The 24,066-nt window shown below is 68.7% G+C and carries 22 protein-coding genes; 8 read left to right on the top strand and 14 right to left on the bottom strand.

The window, feature by feature from the left end; translation table 11 throughout:
• Positions 1 to 179 precede the first annotated feature (179 nt).
• The 4 genes from hpaD to AC5RUP_RS12540 form a co-directional block, all read right to left on the bottom strand.
• The gene (gene hpaD, locus AC5RUP_RS12555) at positions 180 to 1,277 is read right to left on the bottom strand and encodes a 3,4-dihydroxyphenylacetate 2,3-dioxygenase (RefSeq protein WP_494154468.1); all 1,098 of its coding nucleotides are present in this window, start codon (positions 1,275 to 1,277) and stop codon (positions 180 to 182) included.
• A gap of 29 nt (positions 1,278 to 1,306) precedes the next feature.
• On the bottom strand, positions 1,307 to 2,836 hold the full coding sequence (gene hpaE, locus AC5RUP_RS12550; RefSeq protein ID WP_494025654.1) for a 5-carboxymethyl-2-hydroxymuconate semialdehyde dehydrogenase: 1,530 nt from the start codon (positions 2,834 to 2,836) through the stop codon (positions 1,307 to 1,309).
• Positions 2,837 to 2,943: 107 nt separating this feature from the next.
• On the bottom strand, positions 2,944 to 3,633 hold the full coding sequence (locus AC5RUP_RS12545; protein ID WP_494067150.1) for a GntR family transcriptional regulator: 690 nt from the start codon (positions 3,631 to 3,633) through the stop codon (positions 2,944 to 2,946).
• A complete protein-coding gene (locus AC5RUP_RS12540; protein WP_494154961.1) occupies positions 3,609 to 5,081 on the bottom strand; it encodes a fumarylacetoacetate hydrolase family protein in 1,473 nt (490 codons plus the stop codon). Before AC5RUP_RS12540 ends, AC5RUP_RS12545 begins: the two co-directional genes overlap by 25 nt.
• 323 nt (positions 5,082 to 5,404) lie before the next feature.
• Between AC5RUP_RS12540 and AC5RUP_RS12535 the strand changes: the two genes are divergently transcribed.
• A complete protein-coding gene (locus AC5RUP_RS12535) occupies positions 5,405 to 7,246 on the top strand; it encodes an HNH endonuclease signature motif containing protein (protein ID WP_494158598.1) in 1,842 nt (613 codons plus the stop codon).
• A 138-nt stretch (positions 7,247 to 7,384) separates the two neighbouring features.
• Here the strand turns inward: AC5RUP_RS12535 and AC5RUP_RS12530 are convergent, their stop codons facing one another.
• From AC5RUP_RS12530 to AC5RUP_RS12505, 6 genes are all read right to left on the bottom strand, one after another.
• Positions 7,385 to 8,380, bottom strand: a complete 996-nt coding sequence (locus AC5RUP_RS12530) for a serine/threonine-protein kinase (RefSeq protein WP_494154241.1) — start codon at positions 8,378 to 8,380, stop codon at positions 7,385 to 7,387.
• Between the two features lie 88 nt (positions 8,381 to 8,468).
• Positions 8,469 to 9,275 (bottom strand): alpha/beta fold hydrolase, encoded by an 807-nt coding sequence (locus AC5RUP_RS12525; protein WP_494092338.1) that lies wholly within the window; start codon positions 9,273 to 9,275, stop codon positions 8,469 to 8,471.
• A gap of 2 nt (positions 9,276 to 9,277) precedes the next feature.
• Entirely contained in the window at positions 9,278 to 9,610 is a 333-nt protein-coding gene (locus AC5RUP_RS12520) for a biotin/lipoyl-containing protein (RefSeq protein ID WP_493979765.1), read from the bottom strand.
• Entirely contained in the window at positions 9,603 to 10,577 is a 975-nt protein-coding gene (locus AC5RUP_RS12515) for an alpha-ketoacid dehydrogenase subunit beta (protein WP_494154244.1), read from the bottom strand. The genes AC5RUP_RS12520 and AC5RUP_RS12515 overlap by 8 nt, the downstream gene beginning before the upstream one ends.
• Before the next feature lie 118 nt (positions 10,578 to 10,695).
• Positions 10,696 to 11,742: a thiamine pyrophosphate-dependent enzyme gene (locus AC5RUP_RS12510; RefSeq protein WP_494158597.1), complete on the bottom strand. Its 1,047-nt coding sequence runs from the start codon at positions 11,740 to 11,742 to the stop codon at positions 10,696 to 10,698.
• A 181-nt stretch (positions 11,743 to 11,923) separates the two neighbouring features.
• Positions 11,924 to 13,330 (bottom strand): amino acid permease, encoded by a 1,407-nt coding sequence (locus AC5RUP_RS12505; RefSeq protein WP_494158596.1) that lies wholly within the window; start codon positions 13,328 to 13,330, stop codon positions 11,924 to 11,926.
• A gap of 100 nt (positions 13,331 to 13,430) precedes the next feature.
• Between AC5RUP_RS12505 and AC5RUP_RS12500 the strand changes: the two genes are divergently transcribed.
• Positions 13,431 to 13,904 (top strand): Lrp/AsnC family transcriptional regulator, encoded by a 474-nt coding sequence (locus tag AC5RUP_RS12500; RefSeq protein WP_493979767.1) that lies wholly within the window; start codon positions 13,431 to 13,433, stop codon positions 13,902 to 13,904.
• On the opposite strand, the gene AC5RUP_RS12495 is transcribed toward AC5RUP_RS12500, so the two are convergent.
• Together AC5RUP_RS12495 and AC5RUP_RS12490 are read right to left on the bottom strand one after the other, a co-directional pair.
• Entirely contained in the window at positions 13,843 to 14,433 is a 591-nt protein-coding gene (locus AC5RUP_RS12495; protein WP_494158595.1) for a hypothetical protein, read from the bottom strand. The genes AC5RUP_RS12500 and AC5RUP_RS12495 overlap by 62 nt on opposite strands.
• A gap of 73 nt (positions 14,434 to 14,506) precedes the next feature.
• A complete protein-coding gene (locus AC5RUP_RS12490) occupies positions 14,507 to 14,719 on the bottom strand; it encodes a hypothetical protein (protein WP_494155040.1) in 213 nt (70 codons plus the stop codon).
• Between the two features lie 853 nt (positions 14,720 to 15,572).
• Between AC5RUP_RS12490 and AC5RUP_RS12485 the strand changes: the two genes are divergently transcribed.
• From AC5RUP_RS12485 to AC5RUP_RS12460, 6 genes are all read left to right on the top strand, one after another.
• The gene (locus tag AC5RUP_RS12485) at positions 15,573 to 16,280 is read left to right on the top strand and encodes an NUDIX hydrolase (protein WP_494012390.1); all 708 of its coding nucleotides are present in this window, start codon (positions 15,573 to 15,575) and stop codon (positions 16,278 to 16,280) included.
• A gap of 103 nt (positions 16,281 to 16,383) precedes the next feature.
• On the top strand, positions 16,384 to 17,712 hold the full coding sequence (gene nadA, locus AC5RUP_RS12480) for a quinolinate synthase NadA (protein WP_494131774.1): 1,329 nt from the start codon (positions 16,384 to 16,386) through the stop codon (positions 17,710 to 17,712).
• Positions 17,709 to 19,415, top strand: a complete 1,707-nt coding sequence (nadB, locus tag AC5RUP_RS12475; protein WP_494158594.1) for an L-aspartate oxidase — start codon at positions 17,709 to 17,711, stop codon at positions 19,413 to 19,415. Before nadA ends, nadB begins: the two co-directional genes overlap by 4 nt.
• Positions 19,412 to 20,314, top strand: coding sequence for a carboxylating nicotinate-nucleotide diphosphorylase (nadC, locus tag AC5RUP_RS12470; protein WP_494155140.1), 903 nt, complete (start codon positions 19,412 to 19,414; stop codon positions 20,312 to 20,314). Before nadB ends, nadC begins: the two co-directional genes overlap by 4 nt.
• On the top strand, positions 20,311 to 21,453 hold the full coding sequence (locus AC5RUP_RS12465; RefSeq protein WP_494158593.1) for a cysteine desulfurase family protein: 1,143 nt from the start codon (positions 20,311 to 20,313) through the stop codon (positions 21,451 to 21,453). The genes nadC and AC5RUP_RS12465 overlap by 4 nt, the downstream gene beginning before the upstream one ends.
• Before the next feature lie 98 nt (positions 21,454 to 21,551).
• Positions 21,552 to 22,328: a hypothetical protein gene (locus AC5RUP_RS12460; protein WP_494158592.1), complete on the top strand. Its 777-nt coding sequence runs from the start codon at positions 21,552 to 21,554 to the stop codon at positions 22,326 to 22,328.
• 86 nt (positions 22,329 to 22,414) lie between these two features.
• Here the strand turns inward: AC5RUP_RS12460 and AC5RUP_RS12455 are convergent, their stop codons facing one another.
• Both AC5RUP_RS12455 and AC5RUP_RS12450 read right to left on the bottom strand, forming a co-directional pair.
• A complete protein-coding gene (locus tag AC5RUP_RS12455; protein ID WP_494131769.1) occupies positions 22,415 to 22,873 on the bottom strand; it encodes a MarR family winged helix-turn-helix transcriptional regulator in 459 nt (152 codons plus the stop codon).
• On the bottom strand, positions 22,866 to 23,975 hold the full coding sequence (locus tag AC5RUP_RS12450) for an LLM class flavin-dependent oxidoreductase (protein WP_494131768.1): 1,110 nt from the start codon (positions 23,973 to 23,975) through the stop codon (positions 22,866 to 22,868). The genes AC5RUP_RS12455 and AC5RUP_RS12450 overlap by 8 nt, the downstream gene beginning before the upstream one ends.
• Positions 23,976 to 24,066 lie beyond the last annotated feature (91 nt).

The following is a 24,066-nucleotide window of genomic DNA, read 5'->3' as shown; positions in this document are numbered from 1 at the left end:
CGTTTCCCCCATCCCCTGGAACGGTCGGCACCCGGGACGGCCCAGTCGGCCGGGCGCCGGCACCGCATTTAGGTGCCAGTGTGGCATCCGGCGGCGGGGCGGGCAAGGCCACAGACGCCGCTGGGCGGCTTCCCAGCGGAAGCCGCCCAGCGGCGTCGTCATGTGGTCGAGGACCGGGACTAGACCTGGTTGCCGATCTTGAAGCCCTTCGACGCCTGGCCGCGGAAGGTGCCGTCCTCGTCGTCCTCACGGGTGAAGGAGAACCCGTCGGCGCCGATGGTCACCTCCATCTCGGAGTTGTCGGTGCGCTCGACGACTTCCTGCGGGTTGCCGTCAAGGTCCAGCACCAGAGAGGCCTCGGTGTACCAGGACGGGACCACCGGGTTGCCCCACCAGTCGCGGCGCTGGTTGTCGTGCACGTCCCAGGTGATAACGGGGTTGTCCGGATCGCCGGTGTAGTAGTCCTGGGTGTAGATCTCCACGCGGTGGCCGTCCGGATCCAGGATGTACAGGTAGAACGCGTTGGAGACGCCGTGGCGGCCCGGGCCGCGTTCGATCCGGTCGGACATGCGCAGCGCGCCCATCTTGTCGCAGATCTGGATGATGTTGTGCTTCTCATGCGTGGAGAAGGCAACGTGGTGCATGCGCGGGCCGTTGCCGCCGGTCAGGGCGGTGTCGTGCACGGTGCCCTTGCGGTGCATCCAGGCGGCGTAGGTCACGCCGTCGGAGTCCTTGATGTCCTCGGTGACGCGGAAGCCCAGGTCCTCCAGGTACTTGCGGCCGCGCGGGACGTCCGGGGTGACCTGGTTGAAGTGGTCCAGGCGCACCAGTTCGCCGGCGGAGTAGAGGTCGTAGCGCATGTGCAGGCGCTCCACGTGGTCCACCTCGTGGAAGAACTCGTACGGGAAGCCCAGCGGATCCTCCACCCGCAGCGAGTCCCCGATGCCCTTGACGAAGCCTTCCTTGCGGCGCTCGGTCCGGCAGCCCAGCTCCTTGTAGTAGGCCTCGGCGCGGTCCACGTCCTCCGGGGAACGCACGCGGTAGGCGAAGGCCGCCACCGCGGCGATCGGGCCCTTGCGCAGCACCAGGTTGTGGTGGATGAACTCTTCGAACGAGCGCAGGTAGATCGCCTCGTCGTCTTCGTAGGTCACGTGCAGGCCCAGCAGGTCCACGTAGAAGGCGCGCGACTTCGCCAGGTCGGTGACCACGATCTCCATGTAGGCGCAGCGCAGGATGTCCGGGGCCGGAACCGAGGGCTTGGGGATTTCGTTGCTCATAATTCTCTCCTTCGAGCGGTAGGGGTAGGTTAGGCGTCCGGGATGGCGGCGGCGTCTTCGGCCTTGCCGAAGACCGGGTTGTGCACCTCGCCGAGGTTGATGTGCACGGCCTGCTGGTCGGTGTAGAAGTCGATGGAGCGGTAGCCGCCCTCGTGCCCCAGGCCGGACGCCTTCACGCCGCCAAACGGGGTGCGCAGGTCGCGGACGTTGTTGGAGTTCAGCCACACCATCCCGGCCTCGACATTCTGGGCGAAGTTGTGGGACCGCTTCAGGTCGTTCGTCCAGATGTAGGCGGCCAGACCGTACTTGGTGTTGTTGGCCAGTTCGAGGGCCTCCTCGTCCGTGTCGAACGGGGTGATGGCCACGACCGGCCCGAAGATTTCCTCCTGGAAGATCCGGGCGTCCGGTGCCACGTCGGCGAAGACGGTGGGCTGGATGAAGTTGCCCTCCGGGAACTCCGCGGGGCGGCCGCCGCCGGCGGTCAGGCGGGCCTCCTGCTTGCCGATTTCCACGTAGGACATGACCTTCTCGAAGTGCTCCGGGTGGACCAGGGCGCCGACCTCCGTCGTCTCCTCGTGCGGGAGGCCGACCTTGACCCGCTTCGCCTGGGCGGAGTAGCGCTCGACGAATTCGTCGTAGATGCTCCGCTGGACCAGGATGCGCGAGCCCGCGGTGCAGCGTTCGCCGTTGAGGGAGAAGACGCCGAAGATGGTCGCATCGATGGCGGCCTCCAGGTCGGCATCCTCGAAGACGACGGCGGGGGACTTGCCGCCCAGCTCCATGGACAGGCCCTTCAGGTACGGGGCGGCGTTCGCGAAGATGATCTGGCCCGTGCGGGACTCGCCCGTGAAGGAGATCAGCGGAACGTCCGGGTGCTTGACCAGGGAGTCGCCGGCGAAGCCTTCCTCGCCGTAGCCGTGGACGATGTTGAAGACGCCCTCGGGCAGGCCGGCTTCTTCGAAGATCCCCGGCCACAGGGACGCGGAGAGCGGGGTGAACTCGGCCGGCTTCAGGACCACGGTGTTGCCGGTCGCCAGCGCCGGGCCGAGCTTCCAGGACTCCAGCATGAACGGCGTGTTCCATGGCGTGATCAGGCCCGCGACGCCGATGGGCTTGCGGTTGACGTAGTTGGCCTGGCGGCCGGGAACCTTGAAGGCGTCGTCGTGCTGGGCGACGATGAGGTCGGCGAAGAAACGGAAGTTCTCCGCCGCACGCTGGGCCTGGCCCAGGGCCTGCTTGATGGGCAGCCCGGTGTCGAAGCACTCCATCTCGGCCAGTTCCTGGCCACGGGACTCGACGATGTCGGCGACCTTGTGCAGCACGCGGGAGCGCTGGCGCGGCAGCATGGTGGGCCAGGGGCCGTTCTCGAAGGCGTCCTTGGCGGCGGCAACGGCCGCGGCGACGTCGGCTACCTTGCCGGAGGCAGCCTTGATGTACGGCTTGTTGGTGACCGGGTCCAGCACGTCGAAGGTGTCGCCGTCGATGGAGTCGACAAGCTTGCCGCCGATGTAGTGCTGCAGGTGGGTGGGCAGGTTGTCCGGGACAAAGTGCTCGGCCATGATGGTCCTTTCCATGGGGGTTGAATGGTCGGTAGTCGGTGAGGTCTGGGCTGTGTGTGGTGCTTGGCCGCCGACGGCGGGGTGTCGCCGTCGGCTGCGGGCACGGCCTACAGGGGCGAGGGCGGCAAACCGTCCGCGGCCAGGTAGGCGTTGAGCGTGTTGGTCCGGTGTGCCCGGGCCGCCTTCTCCACCTCGCCGGTGCTGGCACCGGCGTCGATCAAATCCAGCAGATGCTCGTGTTCCTCGACGGAGGAGCGGGCGCGGCCGGGGATGTGGCTGAAGCTGGAGGCCCGCATGGCGTTGAGCCGGTTCCAGCCCCGGTGCACCAGGTCCAGGATGTGCGGGTTCGGGCAGCGTTCGTACAGCCCGGCGTGGAACCGGTCGTTGAGCTGGGTGAACCGGCGCGGATCGAAGTCCTCCAGGCAGCGGCGCAGCTCGGCGTTGACCGCGCGCGCCTCGGCCAGGTCGACGGCGGAGAGCAGCGGCGCGGCCAGGGCCGTCGCCGCGCCCTCGATCACGGCCAGCGTCTGCATGGTGTGCAGGTACAGCTCGGCGTCGACGGCCGCGACCGTCGCCCCTATGTTGCGCTCGAACGTCACCAGGCCCTCGGCCTCCAGCCGGCGGATCGCCTCGCGCACCGGCACGGTGCTGCAGCCGAGCTCCGCCGCGATGGTCCCGAGGACCAGCCGGTAGCCGGGCACCAGCTCGCCCTTGGCGATCCGCTCGTGCAGCAGCTCGTAGGCCTGTTCCGACTTGCTGGGGGCCAGGGTGGTCACTTCGGCTGCTCCGCGACCCATGCCTCGTAGCGTGCGCGCCATTCGGCGTTCATCGGGAACAGGCCTTCGATCTTGTGGCCTTCCTTGACCATCTCGAAGACGAAGCTGTCCTGGCGTTCCTGTTCGACGACCTCGTCCGCGATCTCGGCGGCCAGGGCCGGCGGGATCACGAGGATGCCGTTGTCGTCGGCGACGATGATGTCACCGGGCTGGATGGTGGTGCCGCCGCAGGCGACCGTCACGTCGGTGTCCCAGGGCACGTGCTTGCGTCCCAGCACCGCCGGGTGGGCGCTGTTGTAGAACGTCGGGATGTCCAGCGCTGCGACCTCGGAAAGGTCGCGGACGCCGCCGTCGGTAATGATGGCCTCGGCGCCGCGCACTTGGGAGCGCAGGGCGAGGATGTCGCCGAGGGTTCCGGAGCCCTTCTCGCCCCGGGCCTCCATGACCAGGATCTCGCCCGGGCCAAGCGCGTCGATGATGCGCTTCTGCGCGTTGTAACCGCCGCCGTGTGACTTGAACAGGTCCTCGCGGTTGGGTACGTAGCGCAGGGTACGGGCGGTGCCGATGACCTTCTGGCCCGGCTTGGTGGCCAGCAGTCCGTCGACGCTGACATTGTTCAGCCCGCGCTTCCGCAGCGCGCCGGAGATGGTGGCGGTGGCGACCGACAGCAGCTTGGCCTTGACGTCCTCGGTCAGCGCGGACTTGCCGGTGATTGCCGGCGCCAGCCCGGCCGCTTCCTCGCTGCCGAAGGCATCGATTCGGTCGGTGTCGGTGATCTTGGGGGTGTTGCCGAAGGACGCGAATTCCGCATCGCCCTGGGTGACCGTGGTCGAGAGGCGGCCGGTGCTCAGCCCGGCGGCTTCGTCGGAGACCTCGACCTCGACGACGTCGCCCGGCACGATCACGGAGGAGCCGGCCGGAGTTCCGGTGAGGATGACGTCCCCCGGGTGCAGCGTCATCAGTTGCGAGAGGTCGGCGACAATCCGGGCGAAGGAGAAGATCAGGCCCGCGGTGGTGTCGTCCTGGACCACCTCGCCGTTGACCCAGGTGCGGATCCGGAGGGCGTCCGGGTTGACCGACGCCGCGGGCAGCAGGGCCGGGCCGATCGGCGTAAAGCCGTCGCCGGACTTGGAGCGGACATTGGAGCCCTTGTCCGCGTACTTGATGTCGTAGACGCCCAGGTCGTTGCTGGCGGTCACGTGGCCCACATGGTCCCAGGCTTCTTCGATGCTGATGCGGCGGGCAGGCTTGCCGATGATCAGGGCAATCTCGCCCTCGAAGGCCAGCAGTTCGGTGCCCGCGGGGCGCTCCACGGTGCCGCCCGAGAGGGCCAGCGAGGAGGAAGCCTTCATGAAGTAGGAGGGGTGCGCCGGAACCCGTCCGCGCTGTGCCGCCCGGGAGTTGTAGGACAGGTGTACGGCCAGCACCTTGCCGGCGTCCTCCAGGATCTGGGTATCCACCGTTTGCAGCGTGCCCGCGGACTGGGTGACGTTGGCTTCGGACAAAGCATCCTCCTGTGAAGTACGAAATCGTATATGATCCATCATGGCCTGTGGCGAGAGCCACGTCAAGGTACGTGGGTTTGTTGTTGGTCGGCGGACTCTCGGTAGTTGGTGGCTGTGCCGCGCGCCTTGGTTGGCGCCGCAGTAATCAGCGCTCCTCGCAGTCGGGGCGCACGCCGATTCCCGGTTGGCAGGTTTTCCCTAACCGGGTCTCAAAATGCCGTGCCACTATTCCTACACAATGAGGCCTTTTGATGGCTATCGAATGTGTGTACGAATAAAATTGTGGTATGGCTCTTGCACCGTTGGACCGCACCGGGGAGATCGAAGCATCTCTGGTCCAGGCGTTTGTCCTGCTGCAGGATGCCGCCGACCGCTTACCGGCCGAGGCGGTGTCCCTGTCTACCCGGGACCTGGCCAACACAGTGGCGGCGGTCGAGGGCGTTTCGAAGCTCGTGGAGTTCCTGCAGGCGGTCGGCGCCCACGCGGTGGAGCGGGCGGACATCGCCGCCAACGGGGAACACTCGACGGCAGGACTCGGAGCAAGCGCCGCCGCCGGCGCAGAGCCCGGTGACGCAGCTTCGGGGACGGAGGGGGCGGGGGAGTGGGCGGACCCGGCGGCGGCGATCAGCACCGGCGGCGCGGACGCCGCTGCCCCGGAGGGGTCCGGGTCGCAGCAGGTGCGGCGCCGCCGCAAGACGGAGTTCGCGAACACGGCGGAGTATCTGCGCTCCCGGTTGGGGGTCGGGATTGTCGAGGCGCGGCGCCGGCTGCGGGTCGGCAAGGCGATCACCGCGCCGGTGCGGTTGGACGGGGAACCGGGTGCGCCGGCGTTGCCGGTCTTGGCCGAGGCCATGGCCGGCGGGGAGGTCAGCGGCCAGGCCGCGGCGCTGGTGGTTGATTCCCTGGACCGGGCCCGCCACGCCGGCACTCCGGAGGCGTTGCAGGCGATGGAAGCGTCGCTGGTCCGGCAGGCCGTGGACGCCGATGCGGACACCCTGGTGATGGTGGCCAGGACGTGGGAAACCGCTGTCGACCAGGACGGTGCCGAACCGTCCGAGGAGGAACTGCGGGCCCGGCAGGGCATGTTCTACCGCGGCCGGCGCCGCGGGCTGCACCAGTTCGTCATCAACACCACCGACGCCCAGTACGAAGCCCTCGCCACCGTGATGAACAGCGCCGCCAACCCGCGGATCCGCCCCGACGCCATCGAAACCGCCGCCACCGACCCTGCCGCCGACAGCCCGTCCGACGCGGGCCCGGCCGGTTCTGGGGAGTCCCACACCGCAGGCGGCGGAACCACGGTCGCCGGCACGGCCAACGGCGGCGGTAACCATGATGTTCCCGGAACCGGAACCGGAACAGGCACCGGTCCCAGCGCCGGTACCACGGAGGTAGGCAGGGGCGGAGCCGGTGCCGCTGAGGCTGACCGCGGCGACATAACCGGCGTGAGGGGCGATCTGTCCTCCGGGGCCGAAGCCGGCAGCGATAGTTTCGCCGGTGTGGATCCGGCCGTGGTGGAGGCGATGGATGAGGCCACCCGGGCGCAGAAGCTGCTCGCGGGCCTGGTCGGGGCCTGCCGGATCGCGCTGAACACCGGCAGGCTTCCGGACTCGGGCGGGCACCGCACCCAGGTGATCGTCACCACCGGATACGACCAACTGGCCGGACTGCTCTCCGGCGGCGGCAGCGCGGTCTTCAACGGCCCGGTCTCGGCCACCACGGTCCGGCGCATGGCCTGCGACGCCGAGATCATCCCGGCCGTCCTCGGATCCGAGGGCGAGATCCTGGATTTGGGCCGGTCGCAACGGTTCTTCAACCGCGCCATCCGCCGGGCACTGGTCGCCCGGGACAAGGGCTGCGCCTTCCCGGGGTGCAGCATGCCCGCGTTCTGGACCGAAGCGCACCACATCATCCCCTGGTGGGCCGGCGGCCGCACCGACGTCAACAACGGGGTGTGCCTGTGCCTGCTCCACCACGACCTGATCGAGCAAGGCAACTGGCAGATCAACGTCGTCGACGGCATCCCCTGGTTCACCCCGCCGGACTACATCGACCCGCGCCGCAAACCGCTGCGCAACTCCTACTGGCATACCCACATCCCACCCCAACCACTCCAAGCTGCAACATGACAGCTTGAGCCCTGCAGCGGGGCCAGCTCAACCCACGGGGATCCGGTTTCACCCTCGCTGAGAGCGTGGTTACCCCACGCTGGGAGCCTTGTTCAACCCTCGCTGAGAGCGTGGTTACCCCACGCTGGGAGCGCGGTGCTAACCGACGCTGGGGGCGCGGTTCGGCGGCGCGGGGATTGCCACGTTCCCGGTGATGTGCCCACCGGTACGCTCTTCGGGTGCCCCGGCCGTGTCCGATCCGATCACACCGTTCACCAGTGCTGCAGGGGAGGGGAGCACGGAGGCGGAGGCCACAATTTGGTCGGGCAGCGGCCCTTCGGCCAGGTTCCGCAGCCTCAGGGCCACCTCGTGGGCGGTAGGACGAGCCTCCGGGTCACGGCGGGTCATCCGGGTCAGCAGGTCCGCCCATTCGGGATCCATCGATGCTGGCATCTCCGGGTCCCGCAGCAGGCGGGCGACCGCTGCCTCCATAGGTGTCCCCGGGAAGGCCTTGCGCTGGGTAAGGCACTCGAAGAGCACCAGGGCCAACGAGTAAACATCGCTGGCGCCGGTAACTTTTTCGCCGACGGCCTGTTCCGGGCTGAGGTAGTTCGCCGTTCCGATGGTCGCGCCCTGGGCAGTGGCCATGCTGGATTCGACCATCCGGGCGATGCCGAAGTCAGAAAGTTTGGGGTGGTGCCGGGTGTCGTTCGGGCTGCCGTTGGCCAACAGGATATTGGCCGGCTTCACGTCACGGTGGATCACACCCTGATCGTGGATGTAGTTCAGTGCATCGGCGAGATCGGCACCGATTTGGGCTGTGTCCACGGAGGTTAGCGGGCCGCTCCGCAGCCTGCGCCGGAGATCGGCCCCTTCGATCAGTTCCATCACCAGGTAACTGGTGGTGGCGCCGTCGGCCGCCGTGTGCAGGCCCGCATCCAGCAACGTCACCAAACCCGGGTGGTTCAGCGTGGCCAGCAGCAGGGTTTCGGTGTGCTGCCGCCGGTACTCGTCATCGTCCGGCGTCGTCGGTGCGAACATTTTGACCGCCACCTCGCGGCCCAAAGATTCGTCTACGGCCCGGTACACGGACGCTGCCCCGCCGGTGCCTATGAGCTCCCGTGTCCTGTAGCGCCCGCCCAGGAATACCTCCATCAAGCCTCCACGCCCCAGGAATTTAATCTCATCGGTAATTGTACCGACCAAAAGGGCCGTTCACGGCACCGAAAAAATGCGCGAACGGTCAATCAGCGAGGAATTCGATGGCGGCGGTCTTGAAGGCCCGGGAGGTCACGGCATTGGCGTGCGTGCGCGCGGGCAGCCACATCAACTCCGCGGCGTCGGAAAGCGCAGCCAGCTCCGGCGCGGTGACAGCCAGGTCGTCCTTGTCGCCGGCGACCAGGAGCACCGGCATCCTCGGCACGGCCTCGGTCGGTACGAAGGGTTCGGTCTTGATCGCCTCGATCATGGTCATCAGCGCGAAGATGTCGTTAGACGGCACCAGCTTGGCCATCCGCAAGAGCTCAGCGGTGTTGACGTCCTCGATGGGCGTCCCGTCGGCCAGGAAGCGCTGGGCAGCGTGCAGGTCGAAGTCCGCCAGGGGGTCGCTGCTGCCGGGCCCGCCGAGCACCATCCGCCGGACCAGTTCCGGCTGGGTGGCGCCGAACTCCCAGGCCAGCCGAGCTCCCAGGGAGTACCCGATCAGGTCAACCCCGGTGTCGGGATCGTTCTCTTTCAGCGGACGGACCTTGGCGTCCTGGACCAGCTGCAGCAGGTCGGCGCGGATCCGGCTGGGGGCGTAGGCATCCATTTCTTCCGGAGCGGCGCTTTCGCCGTGGCCGGGAAGGTCCACCGTGACCACGCGCCGGCCGGCCTGTGTGAGCGCCGTGATCCACCCGGCGTCCTCCCAGTTGAGCTTGCTGGAGGAGGCGAAACCGTGCAGCAGGATCACCGGACGGCGGGGGCCCTCGGTCCCTTCGGCGGCCTCGTGCACCTGGACGTGCAGGCGCGGGTCGAGGCCTTCTACGGTGTGCTGCGGGTTGTTTCCCATGCTCAGTCCTCGTCGTCGAGCGCCGCCGTCAGGCGGACGCGGCGCTTGGGCGCTTCTTCCTTCGGTACGGTGCCCACAATACCGGCGGTGTCATCGGGAACCTCGAAAACGATCAACGGTTCGCCCACCTTGATGATGTCGCCGGGTTCACCATGGATTTTCACCACTTTGCCCGCCTGCGGGGAGGGCAGTTCAACGGCGGACTTGGTGGTCTCCACCTCGACAAGCGGGTGGTTGCGCTCGATCTGCTCGCCCTCGGAGACGAGCCATTCCAGCACGGTTGCCTCGATCAGGCCCTCACCAAGATCCGGCAGGGGGAACGTAATTTCAGCCACGGCGATACTCCAATACTCGCTGGATCCCGAACAGGATGCGGTCAATGTTGGGTACGTACTCGTCTTCCAGGTCTCCCGAGGGGTACGGTACGTCGAATCCGGTCACCCGCTCAACAGGTGCCCGCAGGGTGTTGAAGCAGCGCTCGGTAATCAGCGCGGCCACTTCCGCACCCAGGCCGGAGGTCAGCGGCGCCTCGTGCACGACGACGGCGCGGCGCGTCTTGGCCACGGAAGCGGCCAGTCCTTCGGCATCGATGGGCTTCAGCCAGCGCAGGTCCAGCACCTCGAGCTCGATGCCGTCCTCGGCGGCGAGCTCGGCGACCTGCAGGCAGCGGGCCACCATGGCGCCCCAGGCGACCAGGGTCAGGTGCTTGCCTTCGCGGACGATCCGCGAGCCTTCGGGGGAGTAGCCGTCCGGCTCGGGGAAGGTGTCCACCGGGCCCTTCTGCCAGTAGCGGGACTTCGGCTCCATGAAGATCACCGGGTCGGGCCGCGTCGCCGCGTGCTTGAGCAGGTGGTAGGCCTCGTTCGGGCTCGACGGCGAGACCACCTTCAGGCCGGGGACGTGGGCGAACAGCGATTCCAGCGACTCGCCGTGGTGCTCGGGAGCGCGGATGCCGCCGAAGCTGGGTACCCGCAACGTGATGGGCATCGGCATGGTGCCGCGGCTCCGGTAGTTCATCCGGCCCACCTGGCAGACAATCTGGTTGATCGCCGGGTAGGCGAACCCGTCGAACTGCACCTCGGGGATCGGGTGGTAGCCGGCCATGGCCAGGCCCACCGACATGCCGAGAATGCCGGATTCGGCTAGCGGGGTGTCGAAAACCCGTGCCTCGCCGAACTTCTTCTGCAGGCCGTCGGTGATGCGGAAGACGCCGCCGAGCAGTCCGACGTCCTCGCCCAGGACCAGTGCTTTGGGGTTGTCCTCCAGCACCTCTGCCAGCGCGCGGTTCAGTGCCTGCTGCATGGAGAGCTGTTCGACGGCGGTGACGTGGCCGGGTTCCACCACGTCCACGGATTCCTGCTGGGCGCTGGTTTCCGTGGTGTTGTCGATGGCGGCTTCAAGGTCGCTCAGGGTCTTGTGCTCAGACATGCTCGGACTCCTCCCGCCAGGCGCGTGCCTGGGCCTTCAGCGCGTGTGTGGGTTCCTGGTAGACAAAATCGAACATCTCCGTGCCGGGACGGGAACCAAGTGCCGCCACGCCGTCCCGGATCCGTTCCTCTTCCGCCTTGGCGGCCGCGAGCACCTCGGCGAAGAAGTCCTCGCCGGCGATGCCGTCGGCTTCCAGCCGGGCCCGCATGCGCAGCAGCGGATCCTCGCCGCCGTCGGCGCGTTCCTCGGCCAGGGTGCGGTAGCGGCCGGGGTCGTCGCTGGTGGAGTGCGGGCCCCGCCGGTACGTCATGGCTTCCACGATGGCCGGCCCGTGGCCCGCCCGTGCATGGCCGAGGGCGGCGGCCGTCGCCTGGTAAACCGCCACGGCGTCGTTGCCATCCACCTGGAGGGACGGCATGGCGTAGCCGGCGGCGCGGGCGGCAACGGAGCCGCCGGCCACCTGGCGCTCGGTCGGCACCGAGATCGCGAAGCCGTTGTTCTGGATGAAAAAGACCACGGGAGCCTTCATGACTGCGGCGAAGTTCATGGCTTCGTGAACGTCGCCCTGCGAGCTGGCGCCGTCGCCGAAGTAGGTGATGGCCACGCCGAGTTCTCCAGCCGGGGTGCCGGAAAGTGTCTGCCCGTGCGCCCAGCCGACGGCGTGCAGCACGGAGCCTGCCACGACGGCTTGGATCGGGGCAAAGCGGGTGGCCTGGGGATCGTACAGCCCGCCGTGCCAAGTCGCCTTGTGGGTGGACATGTACTCGACCATGTCCACGCCCACCGTCCGCGCCACGCCCATCTCGCGGTAGGTCGGGAAGACGAAGTCGCGGGACATGTCCAGCGCGTACCCGCTGCCCACCTGGGCGGCTTCCTGCCCGAGCTCCGGTGCGTAGCCGGGAATCAGGCCCTGGCGCTGCCACCGGATGGCCGATTCGTCCAGGTGGCGGACCGACACCATCAGCCGGTAGAGCTCCTTGAGGTCCTCGGCGGACAGGTCGGGCTGTGCCGACGGGTCCAGGGAAAGAACGCTGCTCATGCCTGCTCCTCCACGTAGTTATGGTGCCGCCGCGTCCCCGCGGGGAGGAGCGCGACGGCGTCAGTTGCTTACGGTGACACTAGTCACCCTACGTGGAGTGTGCAATCTGCCATGTGATCACCAAACAGTGTGCACAGTTAGTTGCCCCTGCTGGCGGTAGCTATAAGCAAAATGCGTGCTGCTAGCGGCGAGGTGAACTTTTAACAGGTGTTCGGCGTGCGGCGATTTTTGCAGCTGCAGCCATCGCGGCGATCAGCACCAGGGTCGAGAGCAGCTGGATTCCCGTTGTCGGGGAGAAGAAGCCAAGCACCAGGATTGCGGCCAGCAAGGCAAGGCCCGCGTACGTCATTGCCGGGAAGCCGCGCATCCGGAACGGCAGCTCCGTGCCTTCGCGGTCGGCCCGGCGGCGCAGCACCAGTTGTGACAGCAGGACCATCCCCCAGACCACCAGGCAGGTGGACCCGACGACGTTCAGCAACACCGGCAGGACGCGCTCGGGGAACAACAGCTCGAGCACGGCCGCCACAAAACCAAACGCCACGGACGCCATTACCGCTCTGACGGGAACCCGCCGGGTGCTGAGCCTCCTGAGGGAAGCGGGCGCCTCGTTCCGTTCCGAGAGGGAAAAGATCATCCTGGATGCGCCGTACAGGTTGGCGTTGAGCGCCGAGAGCAGCGCTACCGCGGCGACCAGGGTGATGGCCACATCCGCGCCGGGGATCTGGGCGATCGAGAGCACCGCGGCAAAGGGCGATGCCAGCGCCTCCGAATCCCAGGGCACCGTCAGCGCGATCACCAGCACCGAGCCGAAGTAGAACACCAGGATGCGCCAGACGACGGTCCGGATGGCCTTCGCCACGCTGGCTCCCGGGTTTTCCGTTTCCGCTGCCGCAACGGCGACGATCTCGGTCCCGCCGAAGGCGAAGATCACCACCAGCAGCCCGGCACCGATGCCGGCGATGCCGTTGGGGGCGAAGCCGTCCTCGCCGAAGATGACGCCCAACCCGGGCGACGGGACATTGGGCAGCCAGCCGAACAGCAGGGCCGCGCCGATGGCGAGGAACGCCAGGATGGCGATGACCTTAAAGATGGCGAACCAGAACTCGAATTCTCCGTAGTTGCGCACCCCGAACAAGTTGACCACGGTGAAGACCACCATGAACACCAGCGCGAGCAGCCAGACGGGCAGCGCCGGCCAGACCGTGGCCAGCAAGCCCGCGGCGCCCACTGCCTCGGCCGCGATCACCACCACCAGCTGCAGCCACCAGAGCCAGCCGATGGTGGCGCCGGCGGTGCGGCCCAGCGCCTTCTCGGCGTACGTCGAGAAGGCACCGCTGCTGGGGTTGGCGGCGGCCATCTCGCCCAGCGCCCACATCACGATGATCACCAACGTGCCCGCGAGCAGGTAGGAGATCAACACGGCCGGACCGGCGGCCTGGATGCCCGCTCCGGAGCCCAGGAAGAGCCCGGCGCCGATGGCGCTGCCCAGTCCCATCATGATCAGCTGACGCTGCTTCATCCCGTGGCCGAGCCCGGCGGGCGGTCGGGCGCTCGGGTCGCGGTGGTGAGTGGCGGTAAAACGCGGCATCGACTGTCCTGTCGTTTGGCGAAAGCAGCCCGTAAGCTGACAATTTGTCTAGCAGTGTCCCACAACTGGCGGCACCGAACCCGAAAGGACGCACAGCGTCATGCAGATCGACTCTCTCGATGCCGACATCGTCACGCTGTTCACGGAGGACCCGCGGATGTCTGTTCTGGAGGCGTCGCGGGTGCTGAAAGTAGCGCGTGCCACAGTACAGGCCCGGCTGGACAAGATGCAACGTGCCGGCGTGACGGCGGGCTGGGGGCCGCGGCTTTCGCCCGAGGCACTGGGATACGTGGTGCGGGCTTACTGTTCGTTCGTGATCCGCCAGGAGTCCGGGCACGACGCCGTGGCGGCCGCGCTCGCCGACATTCCGGAGGTGCTGGAACTGCACACCGTCTCCGGTGAAAGCGACCTGCTGGCTTGTGTCGTCGCCCGGTCGAACGCGGATCTGCAGCGCGTGCTCGACCAGGTCATGGCGACCAATACGGTGCTGCGTTCGTCGTCCGTGATCGTGCTTAACAGCCACTTCCGGGAGCGGACCCTTCCGTTGGTCCAGGCCGCCGCCGATCCCCGCTGACCCCGGAGGGAAGGGCGGCGCCGCCGTCGCCGTCGACGTCGACGTCGACGTCGACGTCCCGGACCACCGCAGCGCGGCCGAGCCCCGCGGCGGTGCCGGCAATCACTGCGAAAAGGGCCGGCAGCGGAGCCGTGCCCGGAGCCAGCAGGGCGGCGGTTCCCCACGTGAGCGCGGCCAGCCCTGCGGTAAATGCGAGCACATGCACCCACTGCCGGCGAACAGGGCGCAGCAGCAGGCCCAGCAGCAGCGCGAAGGGGGCGCCCAGCAGGGCGGCGAAGAAAAAGCCGATCGTCAGCAATAGGCCCCAGAAGCTCAGGGCAGCGGAGTTCGGCGACGACAGTTGGTCGATGATGCTCAGGGCCAGCGAGATGACGAACCACGCCCCGACCGCGACCAGCCAGCCCTTGATGAAGGCGTAGCGGCCAAGGATGACGCGATGGTGCGGCGGGCGTTCCTTCCTGCCATACCTGCGCCTGAGGATTTCGTTGTTGTCCGGTGGTACGAACCGCCGCCGTCCCCGTGGGTGCATGGCTGAAGCCTAACCCGGGGAGGCCGGCGCCACGCGGGCACGCCGGAATGCCGCTGTGCCTCCATTCGTGGTGTCAGTCGGAGGTTGTCGGCTCCGGCTTGTCCAGTCCGGCGAACGGCGCAAGGTCCCGTCGGAAGTTCTCGATGTCGCGTTCCGACAGCGCGGTGGCGCCGTAATCCAGCGTGATCGATCGAGGTGCCCACCCATGCTCCGCGGCTTCTGCGGCTGCCTTGCCGGACGGGTCGCGGGACACATCCAGCAGGGTGATCGACAGCCACTGAGCCACTGGGAATCTGTGTGTGCCGCTCCGCTCCACACCCAGTACTCGTCCGGATCATCGGTTCCGAAGCGCTCACGCTGTTCCCGCTGCCAGGTTTCTTCGTCGCCGTGCGGCGATGACTGGTGATCGAGAACCAGCGCATCGAAACCATGGCCTGCGAGTATCCCGTTCACTATGTCGACGATGCGCTGCCAGTCTTCAGGCGCCGGGGGAGCCGAACCGCTGATGCGGTTGGCGGAGTTGTAGGTGGAATACGCGGACTTGCCGCCGTACCCGTTTCCTTCCTGCGGATACCAGCCCGCTTCCCCGTCGCCCCGCCAGCGCAGCCCGTACTCTCTGCCGAGGGCGGATTCCACGTCGGACAAAAGGGCTTCCGCCAGTGATTCGGCCTGCTCTCGGGTAGGCCCAGACAGTATTTCTTCGGCTGAAATGTGGGCGTGGCCCGGATAATCACGCCAGTCCACAGTCGTCTCACGACCGCTCGTGTCGATGTAGGTGGTGGTGGGCGAGGCCGAACAACCAACGAGCAGGGCGACGGTCAAAAGCCAAAGACCCATGCGCCCGGTCCGCGCCCGCCGCGGGGGCCGTGCTGTCTGCATTCGAACCCTTCGAACGAGAGTTGCCAATGGCTTCCCACGGTAGCGGGGGAGAGAGCAGTTGCGGTACGGACACGCGTGTCAGTCGGTGGTCGGTTCCGGCTTGCGGGGAGAGGAGGGCGGGAAGCTTGTCCGTGCCGCCATGATCTCGGTGTCGTCACAATTCGCCGACATTGGGGTGCGATTGGGTCAACATGACCATAACCCGCTAGGATGAGTTCTAGTCAAAGTGACTTTTACTAGTCTTCAGGGAGGAGAGAGCCATGCCGATCCACGCGGCCAACGTGTCGGAGCGGGCGCAGCAGCCCCCCGAGCTGGCCATTTCCACGGTGATCTTCGCCCTCCGCCCGGACCCGGAGGCGGGTCGCCCCACCTTGTGGCTGCCGCTGGTCCGCCGCACCCGGCAGCCGTTCCGGGACCTGTGGGCGCTGCCCGGCGGTCCGCTAAGTGCGGCCGAATCTCTCCAGGACGCCGCGGCCCGGAACCTGGAGGAGACCACCGGCCTGCAGCCGAGCTACCTGGAGCAGTTGTACGCCTTCGGCGGCCTGGACCGCTCACCGGCGCAGCGGGTGGTCTCCATTGTCTATTGGGCGCTCGTGAAGCCGGACGAGGCGGCGCTGGCCCGCGAAACCGAGAACGTGCGCTGGGTCCGCGCCGATGAACTAGGCCAGCTGGCGTTCGACCACAACCAGATCGTGGATTACGCGCTGTGGCGGCTGCGGAACAAGGTGGAATACAGCTCCATCGCGTACGCCTTCCTCGGGTCCACCTTCACGCTGGCCCAGGTCCGCGAAGTGTACGAGGCCGTGCTGGGCAAGCAGTTGGATCCGGCCAACTTCCGCCGCCAGCTGCGGGCGACGCCGGACATCGAACCGACCGACGAGTACCTGCAGGGCGGCCGGCACCGGCCGCCCCGGCTCTACCGCTACACCGGGAGCGCCGCGCAGCTCAGGGGCAGCCCGCCCGCCTAGCCAGCTCCCCAGCCGCCCGCGGCAACCGCCGCCGCACCCGGCCCAAACCCACAGTCCGCCCCGGAACTCCCGACCTGACCCCTGCCCAACAACGGAGAACACCATGTCATCGGTCAACAGCACCATCCAGCTGATCACCCGCGAGGAAGCCCTTGCCGGCTCCCGCGCGCCCGCCGCCTCCACCTGCACGCCCGATCTGGCCAAGGGGCCGTGGGCCTTCGACACCGCCGCGGGCAGCGGTGCCTGGGCTCCCTCCTACGGGCCGGGCGCGTCGATGGCCGATCCGGCGCCGGCCGCCACCCCGCGGCAGGGCGAAATTCCAACAGAATACCGGCTGGCCGGCGACGCGGAGCTCGAGGAGCGGATCCTGGCCGCCAAGGCAAAGCTGGGCGACAAGCTGGTCATTCTCGGCCACTTCTACCAGCGCGACGAAGTGGTCAAGTACGCCGATTTCGTGGGCGACTCGTTCCAGCTGGCGCGGGCCGCCAAGGAAAAGCCGGAGGCCGAAGTCATCGTGTTCTGCGGCGTGCACTTCATGGCCGAAACCGCCGACATGCTCTCCGGAGAAGACCAGGCCGTGATCCTGCCGAACCTGGCCGCCGGCTGCTCCATGGCGGACATGGCGGACATCGACTCGGTGCAGGCCTGCTGGGACCAGCTGGCCGGCGTACTCGGCAGCGGTCCGGACGCGGACGGCAAGGTCCCGGTCATCCCGGTCACCTACATGAACTCGTCGGCCGCGCTCAAGGGGTTCTGCGGAGAAAACGGCGGGATCGTCTGCACCTCCTCCAACGCCGGAACCGTGCTGGAGTGGGCCTTCGAGCGCGCCCACCGGGTCCTGTTCTTCCCCGACCAGCACCTGGGCCGCAACACGGCCAAGGCCATGGGCGTGCCGCTGGAGCAGATGCCCATGTGGAATCCGCGCCAGCCCCTGGGCGGCAACGACGAGGCGACGCTGCAGGAATCCCGCGTGATTCTCTGGCACGGATTCTGCTCCGTGCACAAGCGCTTCACCGTGGACCAGATCGAGAAGGCACGCGCCGACTACCCGGGCGTCCGGGTGATCGTGCACCCGGAATGCCCCATGCCGGTGGTGGACGCCGCGGATGAGTCCGGTTCCACCGACTACATCCGCAAGGCCGTGGCCGCCGCCACCGAGCCGACCGTCTTCGCGATCGGCACCGAGATCAACATGGTCAACCGGCTGGCCGCCGAGTACCCGCAGCACACCATCTTCTGCCTCGACCCGGTGATCTGCCCGTGTTCGACGATGTACCGGATCCACCCGGGCTACCTGGCCTGGGTGCTGGAAGCCTACGCCGGCACCGGCCGGCTGCCCGGCGGTGAAGTCCTCAACCGGATCACCGTGCCCGATGCGGTGGCCGTCCCCGCCCGCGTGGCGCTGGAACGGATGCTGGCAGCCAAGCCGTGAACCGCGAACCGGACCGGCGCGTGGCGGTGCTAGGGTCCGGCATCGCCGGGCTCTACGCCGCCGCGCTCGCCGCGGAACGCCCGGACACGGCCGTCACCCTGATCACCAAGGGCAGGCTGGCCGAGTCCAACACCTGGCACGCCCAGGGCGGGATCACCGCGGTCACCGCGCAGGGCGCCTCGGCCGGGGACTCCGTGGCGGCGCACGTCGCCGACACCCTCGCCGCCGGTGCCTTCATGAACGACGACGGCGCCGTCCGCCTGCTGTGCGCAGGTGCGGCGGCGGAAATCGCCACCCTGGAAGCGTGGGGCGTGGCCTTCGACCGGGACGGCGGCGAACTGTCGCTCGGGTTGGAAGGGGCCCACTCCGCGCCGCGGATCCTGCACGCCGGCGGCGACCGCACCGGGGCCGGCGTCGCCGAAGTGCTGATCCGGGTGGTCCGCCGGCTGGCGGAGGCCGGCCGGCTGGAAATCCTTGAGCACACGATGGTGCGGCGGCTGCTCAGGGCCGGCGCGCGCGTGGCGGGCGTGGAGCTGCTGCACGCGGAATCAGGCGCCGTGACCGCGCGGCTGGACACCGACGTCGTGATCCTCGCGACCGGCGGTGCCGGGCAGCTGTACCCTGCCACCACCAACCCCGCCGCCGCCACCGGCGACGGCGCGGCGCTGGCCTGGGAAGCGGGTGCGGCGCTGGCCGACCTGGAGTTCATCCAGTTCCACCCCACCCTGCTGGACCCGGCGGCGACCGGCGGCAGGGCCTTCATGATTTCCGAGGCGGTGCGCGGCGAAGGGGCCGTGCTGGTGGACGCGGCGGGGGAGCGGTTCATGCCGGCGCTGCATCCGGACGCCGAGCTGGCGCCCCGCGACGTGGTCTCGCGCTGCATCCACACTCGGCTCCGGCGGCAGGAGGAAAACGGGCTGCTGCCGCAGGTCTTCCTGGACGCCACCGGGATAGAGCGGGGGAAGGGCGCCGGCTTCCTGGCCGCGAGGTTCCCGATGATCGACGCCACCGTCCGGTCGCTGGGCTTCGACTGGACGCGGCAACCGCTGCCGGTGCGTCCGGCCTCGCACTACTGGATGGGCGGCGTGCGGACCGACCACGACGGCCGGACCTCGGTGCCCGGGCTGTTGGCGGTGGGCGAGGTCGCCTGCACCGGCGTGCACGGGGCCAACCGGCTGGCCTCGAACTCGCTGCTGGAGGGCCTGGTTTTCGCCCGCCGCGCCGTGCGCGCGCTGGACCGGCCGGAGCACGTGCCGGTGTTCGGTGCCGTCCCGCTGGACGTCGGGACCCCGCCGGGCCGCCCGAGGCCTGCAGGGGCACGCGCCGGCCGGCAGGACGCACCGGCCGGTACCACGGCGTGTACCCGGCAGCAGATCCAGGCCGTGATGGCGGCCGCCGCCGGCGTGGTCCGCGACGGCCCGACGCTGCGGGAGGCCGCCCGGCAGCTGGGGCGCTGGCATGTGCCGGTCACGGACGCCGCCTCGGCCGAGGACGCCGCACTGCTGACAGTGGCCCGGCTGGTGGTGGCGGCCGCCGCCGCGCGGTGCGACAGCATCGGCGCCCACTACCGCAGCGATCACACCCACGCCCCGACGCACCGCCGGCACCTGGCCTATGTGAACGCCGCCGCGGTCCCCGCCCCCGCCGCCTTTTCCCCACCGTCTTCCCCCACATCCCAGCCAGTCCTGCAGGAGCAGCCATGAACCATAACCAGCCGATCGACCGGGCCGCCATGGAGCGGATCGTCGCCGGGGCGCTCGCCGAGGACGCGCCCTGGGGCGACGTCACCTCCGCCACGCTGATTCCGGCCGACGCCACCGCCATGGCGGAGCTGGCCGCCCGCGAGCCCGGCGTGCTCTCCGGCGGTCCGGTGCTGGCCGAGGTCTTCCGCCAGGTGGATCCGGGCGTGAGGGTGGAGCTGAAAGCCGACGACGGCGCCGCCTTCGAGGCCGGGGAGGTGCTGGCCGTCCTGACCGGAAACGCCCGCTCCCTCCTACTGGGCGAACGGGTGGCCCTGAACCTGCTGCAGCGAATGAGCGGCATCGCCACGCAGACCGCGGCCTTCGTCCGGGAGGTGGCCGGTACGGCCGCCCGGGTGGTCGATACCCGCAAGACCACGCCGGGCCTGCGGGCGCTGGAGCGCTACGCCGTGCGCTGCGGCGGCGGGCACAACCACCGCTATTCGCTCTCCGACGCCGTGATGGCCAAGGACAACCACCTGGCCGTGCTCACCGCCGACGGCAGCCGGGACCTGACCGAGGCGCTGCTCGAGGCGAAGGCCAGGCTCCCGCACACCGTCCACTTCGAGGTGGAGGTGGACAGGGCCGAACAGATCGAGCCGGTGCTGGCCGCCGGCGTGGACACCATCATGCTGGACAACTTCAGCCTAAACGGACTCAGCGCCGGCGTTGCGCAGGTGGCCGGCCGCGCCATCGTCGAGGCCAGCGGCAACGTGCGGTTGGACACCGTCGGCCGGATCGCGCGGACCGGGGTGGACGTCATTTCGTCCGGCGCGCTCACGCACAGCGTGCGATCGCTTGACCTGGGCCTGGACATCCGCATCGCGGCGGGGCAGGCGGCCGGAGGGGGGTCGTCGTCGTGATCTATCTGGATGCTGCGGCGACCGCCCCGGTGCGCCGCGAGGTGCTGGAGGCCATGTGGCCGGCCCTGACGCAGGACTTCGGCAACCCCTCGAGCCACCACACCGTGGGAGAGGCGGCGCTGCGGGCACTCGACTATGCCCGGGGCAAGGCCGCCGAGGTGCTGGGCTGCCGCCCCGGCGAGATCATCTTCACGTCCGGCGGGACCGAGTCCAACAACCTGGCGGTCAAGGGCATTGCGCTCGCCTCCCCGCGGGGCAGGCACATCGTCACCAGCGCCGTGGAACACCCCTCGGTGCTGGAGGCGGTCGACTACCTGGCCCGGTTCCATGGCTTCGAGGTCACCCGGGTGCCGGTCGATGCCGCGGGCATGGTCCGCGTCGACGATCTGGAGGCCGCGCTGCGCGACGACACCACGCTGTGCACGGTGATGTACGCGAACAACGAGGTGGGCACCATCCAGCCGGTCGGGCGCATCGGCAGGCTCTGCCGGGCGGCCGGTATCCCGTTCCACACCGACGCCGTGCAGGCGGCCGGCTGGCTGGACCTGGACGTCGCGGCGCTCGGGGCGGACGCGCTCAGCGTGTCCGGCCACAAGCTGGGCGCGCCCAAGGGCTGCGGGCTGCTGTATGTCTCCGGCCGGGTTCCGCTGGAGCCGGTGCTGCACGGCGGCGGGCAGGAGCGCGGCAGGCGGTCCGGCACCGAGAACGTCGCCGGCGCGGTCGCCGTCGCCACCGCGTTGTCGCTGGCCGGCGGCGACCGGGCGGCCGACGCCGACCGGCTCACGCGCTACCGCGACTACCTGATCGACACCGTCCTGCGGGAACTGCCCGGCACCATGTTGACCGGTCACCGCACCGAACGGCTGCCCGCCAGCGCCTCCTTCTGCTTCCCGGGAACCTCCGGCGAGGCCGTGCTGCTGGAACTGGAACGCCGCGGCGTGGTCTGCTCCAGCGGGTCGGCCTGCGCCGCCGGCTCGGACGAGCCGTCCGCGGTGCTGCTGGCGATGGGAATCGAACCGGCCGTGGCGCAGACCGCGGTGCGGCTGACGTTCACGGCCGGCGTGAAGGAAGCCGAGATCGCCCTGGCCGCCCGCTCCGTCGTCGCCGCGGTCCAGGAGGTCCAGGCGCTGCGGCGCTAAGGTTCCCGACGACGCCCCGGGACACGGCGGGGTCCTATACCGGACCGATGCTCCCGCTGGGTACGGTGGAGTCCTCACGGACCGGAGGGGAGCGCAGCATGATCAGGCGAAGGATGCTGGGCCGGGGTGCCGCCGCGGCGCTGTGCGTGGCGCTCGCGTCCGGCTGCGGCCTGCTGCCCGACGACGGCGGCGCGTCGGCCGGCGCGAGTGCGTCGCCGTCGGGTGCGGCCGGCGGGAATGCCGCCGGACAACCCGCGCCGCCGCCCGGTAAGGAGCCCGTGCGGAAAGCTACGATCGACGGCTGGAAGGTCTACACCGATCCGGACCGCATGCTCAGTTTCGAGGTTCCCGGCGAGTGGGTGGTGCAGCGGCAGGTCAAGCCCCGCCAGCCCTCGGACGACGGGCTGCACCTGGACATCCGGGACTCTTCCGGCAAGCTGGCCGCCGAGCTGCACACCCGGCTCAAGCTGCCCAAGGCCGCCTGCGAGGGCGGGGTCACCGAACTGCGCGTGCTGGTCAGCGAGCCGGCGAAGGTGCCCGCCGTGGCGTCCGACGACACGGTCGAGCCGCTGTTCGTCTACCGGACCCTGCTGGGCCACCGGTACTTCGGGTCGATGGGGCTGACCGACAAAACGGCCGGCGACGGCTTCCAGGCCTGCCTGGTGGAAAACACCGTCAACGGTCCGGACCCGGTCGGCACCTACTCCTTCGGCACGGCCGTCCGCCACGGCACTCCGGCGCCCGGCGACGAGACCGGGCTGCTGGATGCCTACGGCCTCATCGCGGAGGCGGAGAGCTACGTCTCCGGCAAGCACTTCAAGACGCTGCAGCAGGTCATCATGACCCTGCAGATCGCCGACGATCCGCCCGCCTGAGCCGGCGGGACTCCGGCGTTTCGGCCGGTGCGCAGGGGTGGGAAAAACCCGGAGGCCGGCGCCGCAGCGGCAGCCTCCGGGTGGCTTCAATCGTTCGCCAGGCCGGCCCGCAGCTTGTCGGTCAACTCCTGGAGCTGTCCGAATTCCTCCTCGGACAGCAGCGGGGCGAGCATCGAATGCAGGTGCTTGACGTGCTGCCGGCCGATCTCCTTCTGCAACGCGCGGCCCTCGTCGGTCAGCGAGACCTCGATGCCCCGCTGGTCGTTGCGCGCCGTGCGCCGGAGGACCAGGCCCTTCTTCTCCAAGCGGTCGACCATCCGGCTGAGGCTCGGCTGGCTGATCAGCAGCGCCTCGTTCAGCTCGTTCAGTCGGCTCCAGCCGCCCGGGCACCGGCTCAGGTTGAACAGGACGTCGTACTCGCGCATGGCGAGTTTCCTGAACTCGGGCAGCTGCTGCATCCGGCGCATCACCGCCACCTGGGTGCGGAACAGCGATTCCCAGGCCGCCGCCGTCGTCCTGATCTCAGGACCGGATGAATCAGCCACGGGACACCGACTCGGCGGCAGCTTCCTTGGCCTCGCGGGCGGCCTTGCGGCTGGCGTGGGTCGGGGCTTCCGGAACATGCGCCGGCTTGCGGGCGGCGAACTCCTTCTTCAGCACCGGCAGCACCTCTTCGCCGAACAGGTCCAGCTGCTCCAGCACGGTCTTCAGCGGCAGTCCCGCGTGGTCGATCAGGAACAACTGGCGCTGGTAGTCACCGAAGTAGTCCGCGAAGGCCAGGGTCTTCTCGATCACCTGCTCCGGGCTGCCGACGGTCAGCGGGGTCTGCGCGGTGAAGTCCTCCAGCGACGGTCCGTGGCCGTAAACGGGGGCGTTGTCGAAGTAGGGACGGAATTCGTTGACCGCGTCCTGCGAGTTCTTGCGCATGAAGAACTGTCCGCCCAGGCCCACGATTGCCTGGTCGGCGGTGCCGTGGCCGTAGTGCTCGTAGCGCTCGCGGTACAGGCCGATGAGCTGCATGTAGTGCTCCTTCGGCCAGAAAATGTTGTTGGCGAAAAAGCCGTCGCCGTAGTAGGCCGCCAGTTCCGCGATCTGCGGCGTGCGGATCGAGCCGTGCCAGACGAAGGGCGCAACACCGTCCAAGGGTTGGGGTGTGGAGGTGTAGTTGTGCAGCGGGGTGCGGTGCTTGCCCTGCCAGTTGACGACGTCCTCGTCCCAAAGCTTGCGCAGCAGGGCGTAGTTCTCCACCGTCAGCTCCAGCGAGTCCTGGATGTTCTTGCCGAACCAGGGGTAGACCGGGGCGGTGTTGCCGCGCCCCAACACCAGGTCCACGCGGCCGTCGGCCAGTTGCTGGAGCATGGCGAAGTCCTCGGCGATCTTCACGGGATCGTTGGTGGTGATCAGCGTGGTGGCGGTGGACAGCGTGATCCGCTCGGTCTGCGCGGCGATGTAGGCCAGCAGCGTGGTGGGGGAGCTGGAGAAGAACGGCGGGTTGTGGTGCTCGCCGATGGCGTAGACATCCATGCCGATGTCTTCGACCTTCTTGGCAATGGCGACCGACGCCTTGATCCGCTCGCGCTCGGTGGGCATGCGGTTGGTGGTCGGGTCCAGGGTGACGTCGCTGACGCTGAATACGCCGAGTTCCATAATGTACCTTTCGTGGTGCTTGCTGCGATCAGTTTACATGCATTTGCATTCACTGGTGTTAACGGCAGGCACGCGGATACATTCCGGGACA

It is taken from the genome of Arthrobacter sp. Y3223151 (assembly GCF_059091125.1).
This window is presented reverse-complemented; position numbering and strand designations above follow the sequence as displayed.

What these genes read in the sequence shown, in the direction of transcription:
- nadC (WP_494155140.1), top strand. Translation starts at nt 19,412, where the DNA reads ATGAACCATAACCAGCCGATCGACCGGGCCGCCATGGAGCGGATCGTC.
- AC5RUP_RS12505 (WP_494158596.1), bottom strand. Translation starts at nt 13,330, where the DNA reads ATGCCGCGTTTTACCGCCACTCACCACCGCGACCCGAGCGCCCGACCG.
- AC5RUP_RS12535 (WP_494158598.1), top strand. Translation starts at nt 5,405, where the DNA reads ATGGCTCTTGCACCGTTGGACCGCACCGGGGAGATCGAAGCATCTCTG.
- hpaD (WP_494154468.1), bottom strand. Translation starts at nt 1,277, where the DNA reads ATGAGCAACGAAATCCCCAAGCCCTCGGTTCCGGCCCCGGACATCCTG.
- AC5RUP_RS12500 (WP_493979767.1), top strand. Translation starts at nt 13,431, where the DNA reads ATGCAGATCGACTCTCTCGATGCCGACATCGTCACGCTGTTCACGGAG.
- AC5RUP_RS12510 (WP_494158597.1), bottom strand. Translation starts at nt 11,742, where the DNA reads ATGAGCAGCGTTCTTTCCCTGGACCCGTCGGCACAGCCCGACCTGTCC.
- AC5RUP_RS12515 (WP_494154244.1), bottom strand. Translation starts at nt 10,577, where the DNA reads ATGCAGCAGGCACTGAACCGCGCGCTGGCAGAGGTGCTGGAGGACAAC.
- AC5RUP_RS12460 (WP_494158592.1), top strand. Translation starts at nt 21,552, where the DNA reads ATGATCAGGCGAAGGATGCTGGGCCGGGGTGCCGCCGCGGCGCTGTGC.
- AC5RUP_RS12525 (WP_494092338.1), bottom strand. Translation starts at nt 9,275, where the DNA reads ATGGGAAACAACCCGCAGCACACCGTAGAAGGCCTCGACCCGCGCCTG.
- AC5RUP_RS12545 (WP_494067150.1), bottom strand. Translation starts at nt 3,633, where the DNA reads ATGGGTCGCGGAGCAGCCGAAGTGACCACCCTGGCCCCCAGCAAGTCG.
- AC5RUP_RS12450 (WP_494131768.1), bottom strand. Translation starts at nt 23,975, where the DNA reads ATGGAACTCGGCGTATTCAGCGTCAGCGACGTCACCCTGGACCCGACC.
- AC5RUP_RS12495 (WP_494158595.1), bottom strand. Translation starts at nt 14,433, where the DNA reads ATGCACCCACGGGGACGGCGGCGGTTCGTACCACCGGACAACAACGAA.
- AC5RUP_RS12485 (WP_494012390.1), top strand. Translation starts at nt 15,573, where the DNA reads ATGCCGATCCACGCGGCCAACGTGTCGGAGCGGGCGCAGCAGCCCCCC.
- AC5RUP_RS12530 (WP_494154241.1), bottom strand. Translation starts at nt 8,380, where the DNA reads ATGGAGGTATTCCTGGGCGGGCGCTACAGGACACGGGAGCTCATAGGC.
- hpaE (WP_494025654.1), bottom strand. Translation starts at nt 2,836, where the DNA reads ATGGCCGAGCACTTTGTCCCGGACAACCTGCCCACCCACCTGCAGCAC.
- nadA (WP_494131774.1), top strand. Translation starts at nt 16,384, where the DNA reads ATGTCATCGGTCAACAGCACCATCCAGCTGATCACCCGCGAGGAAGCC.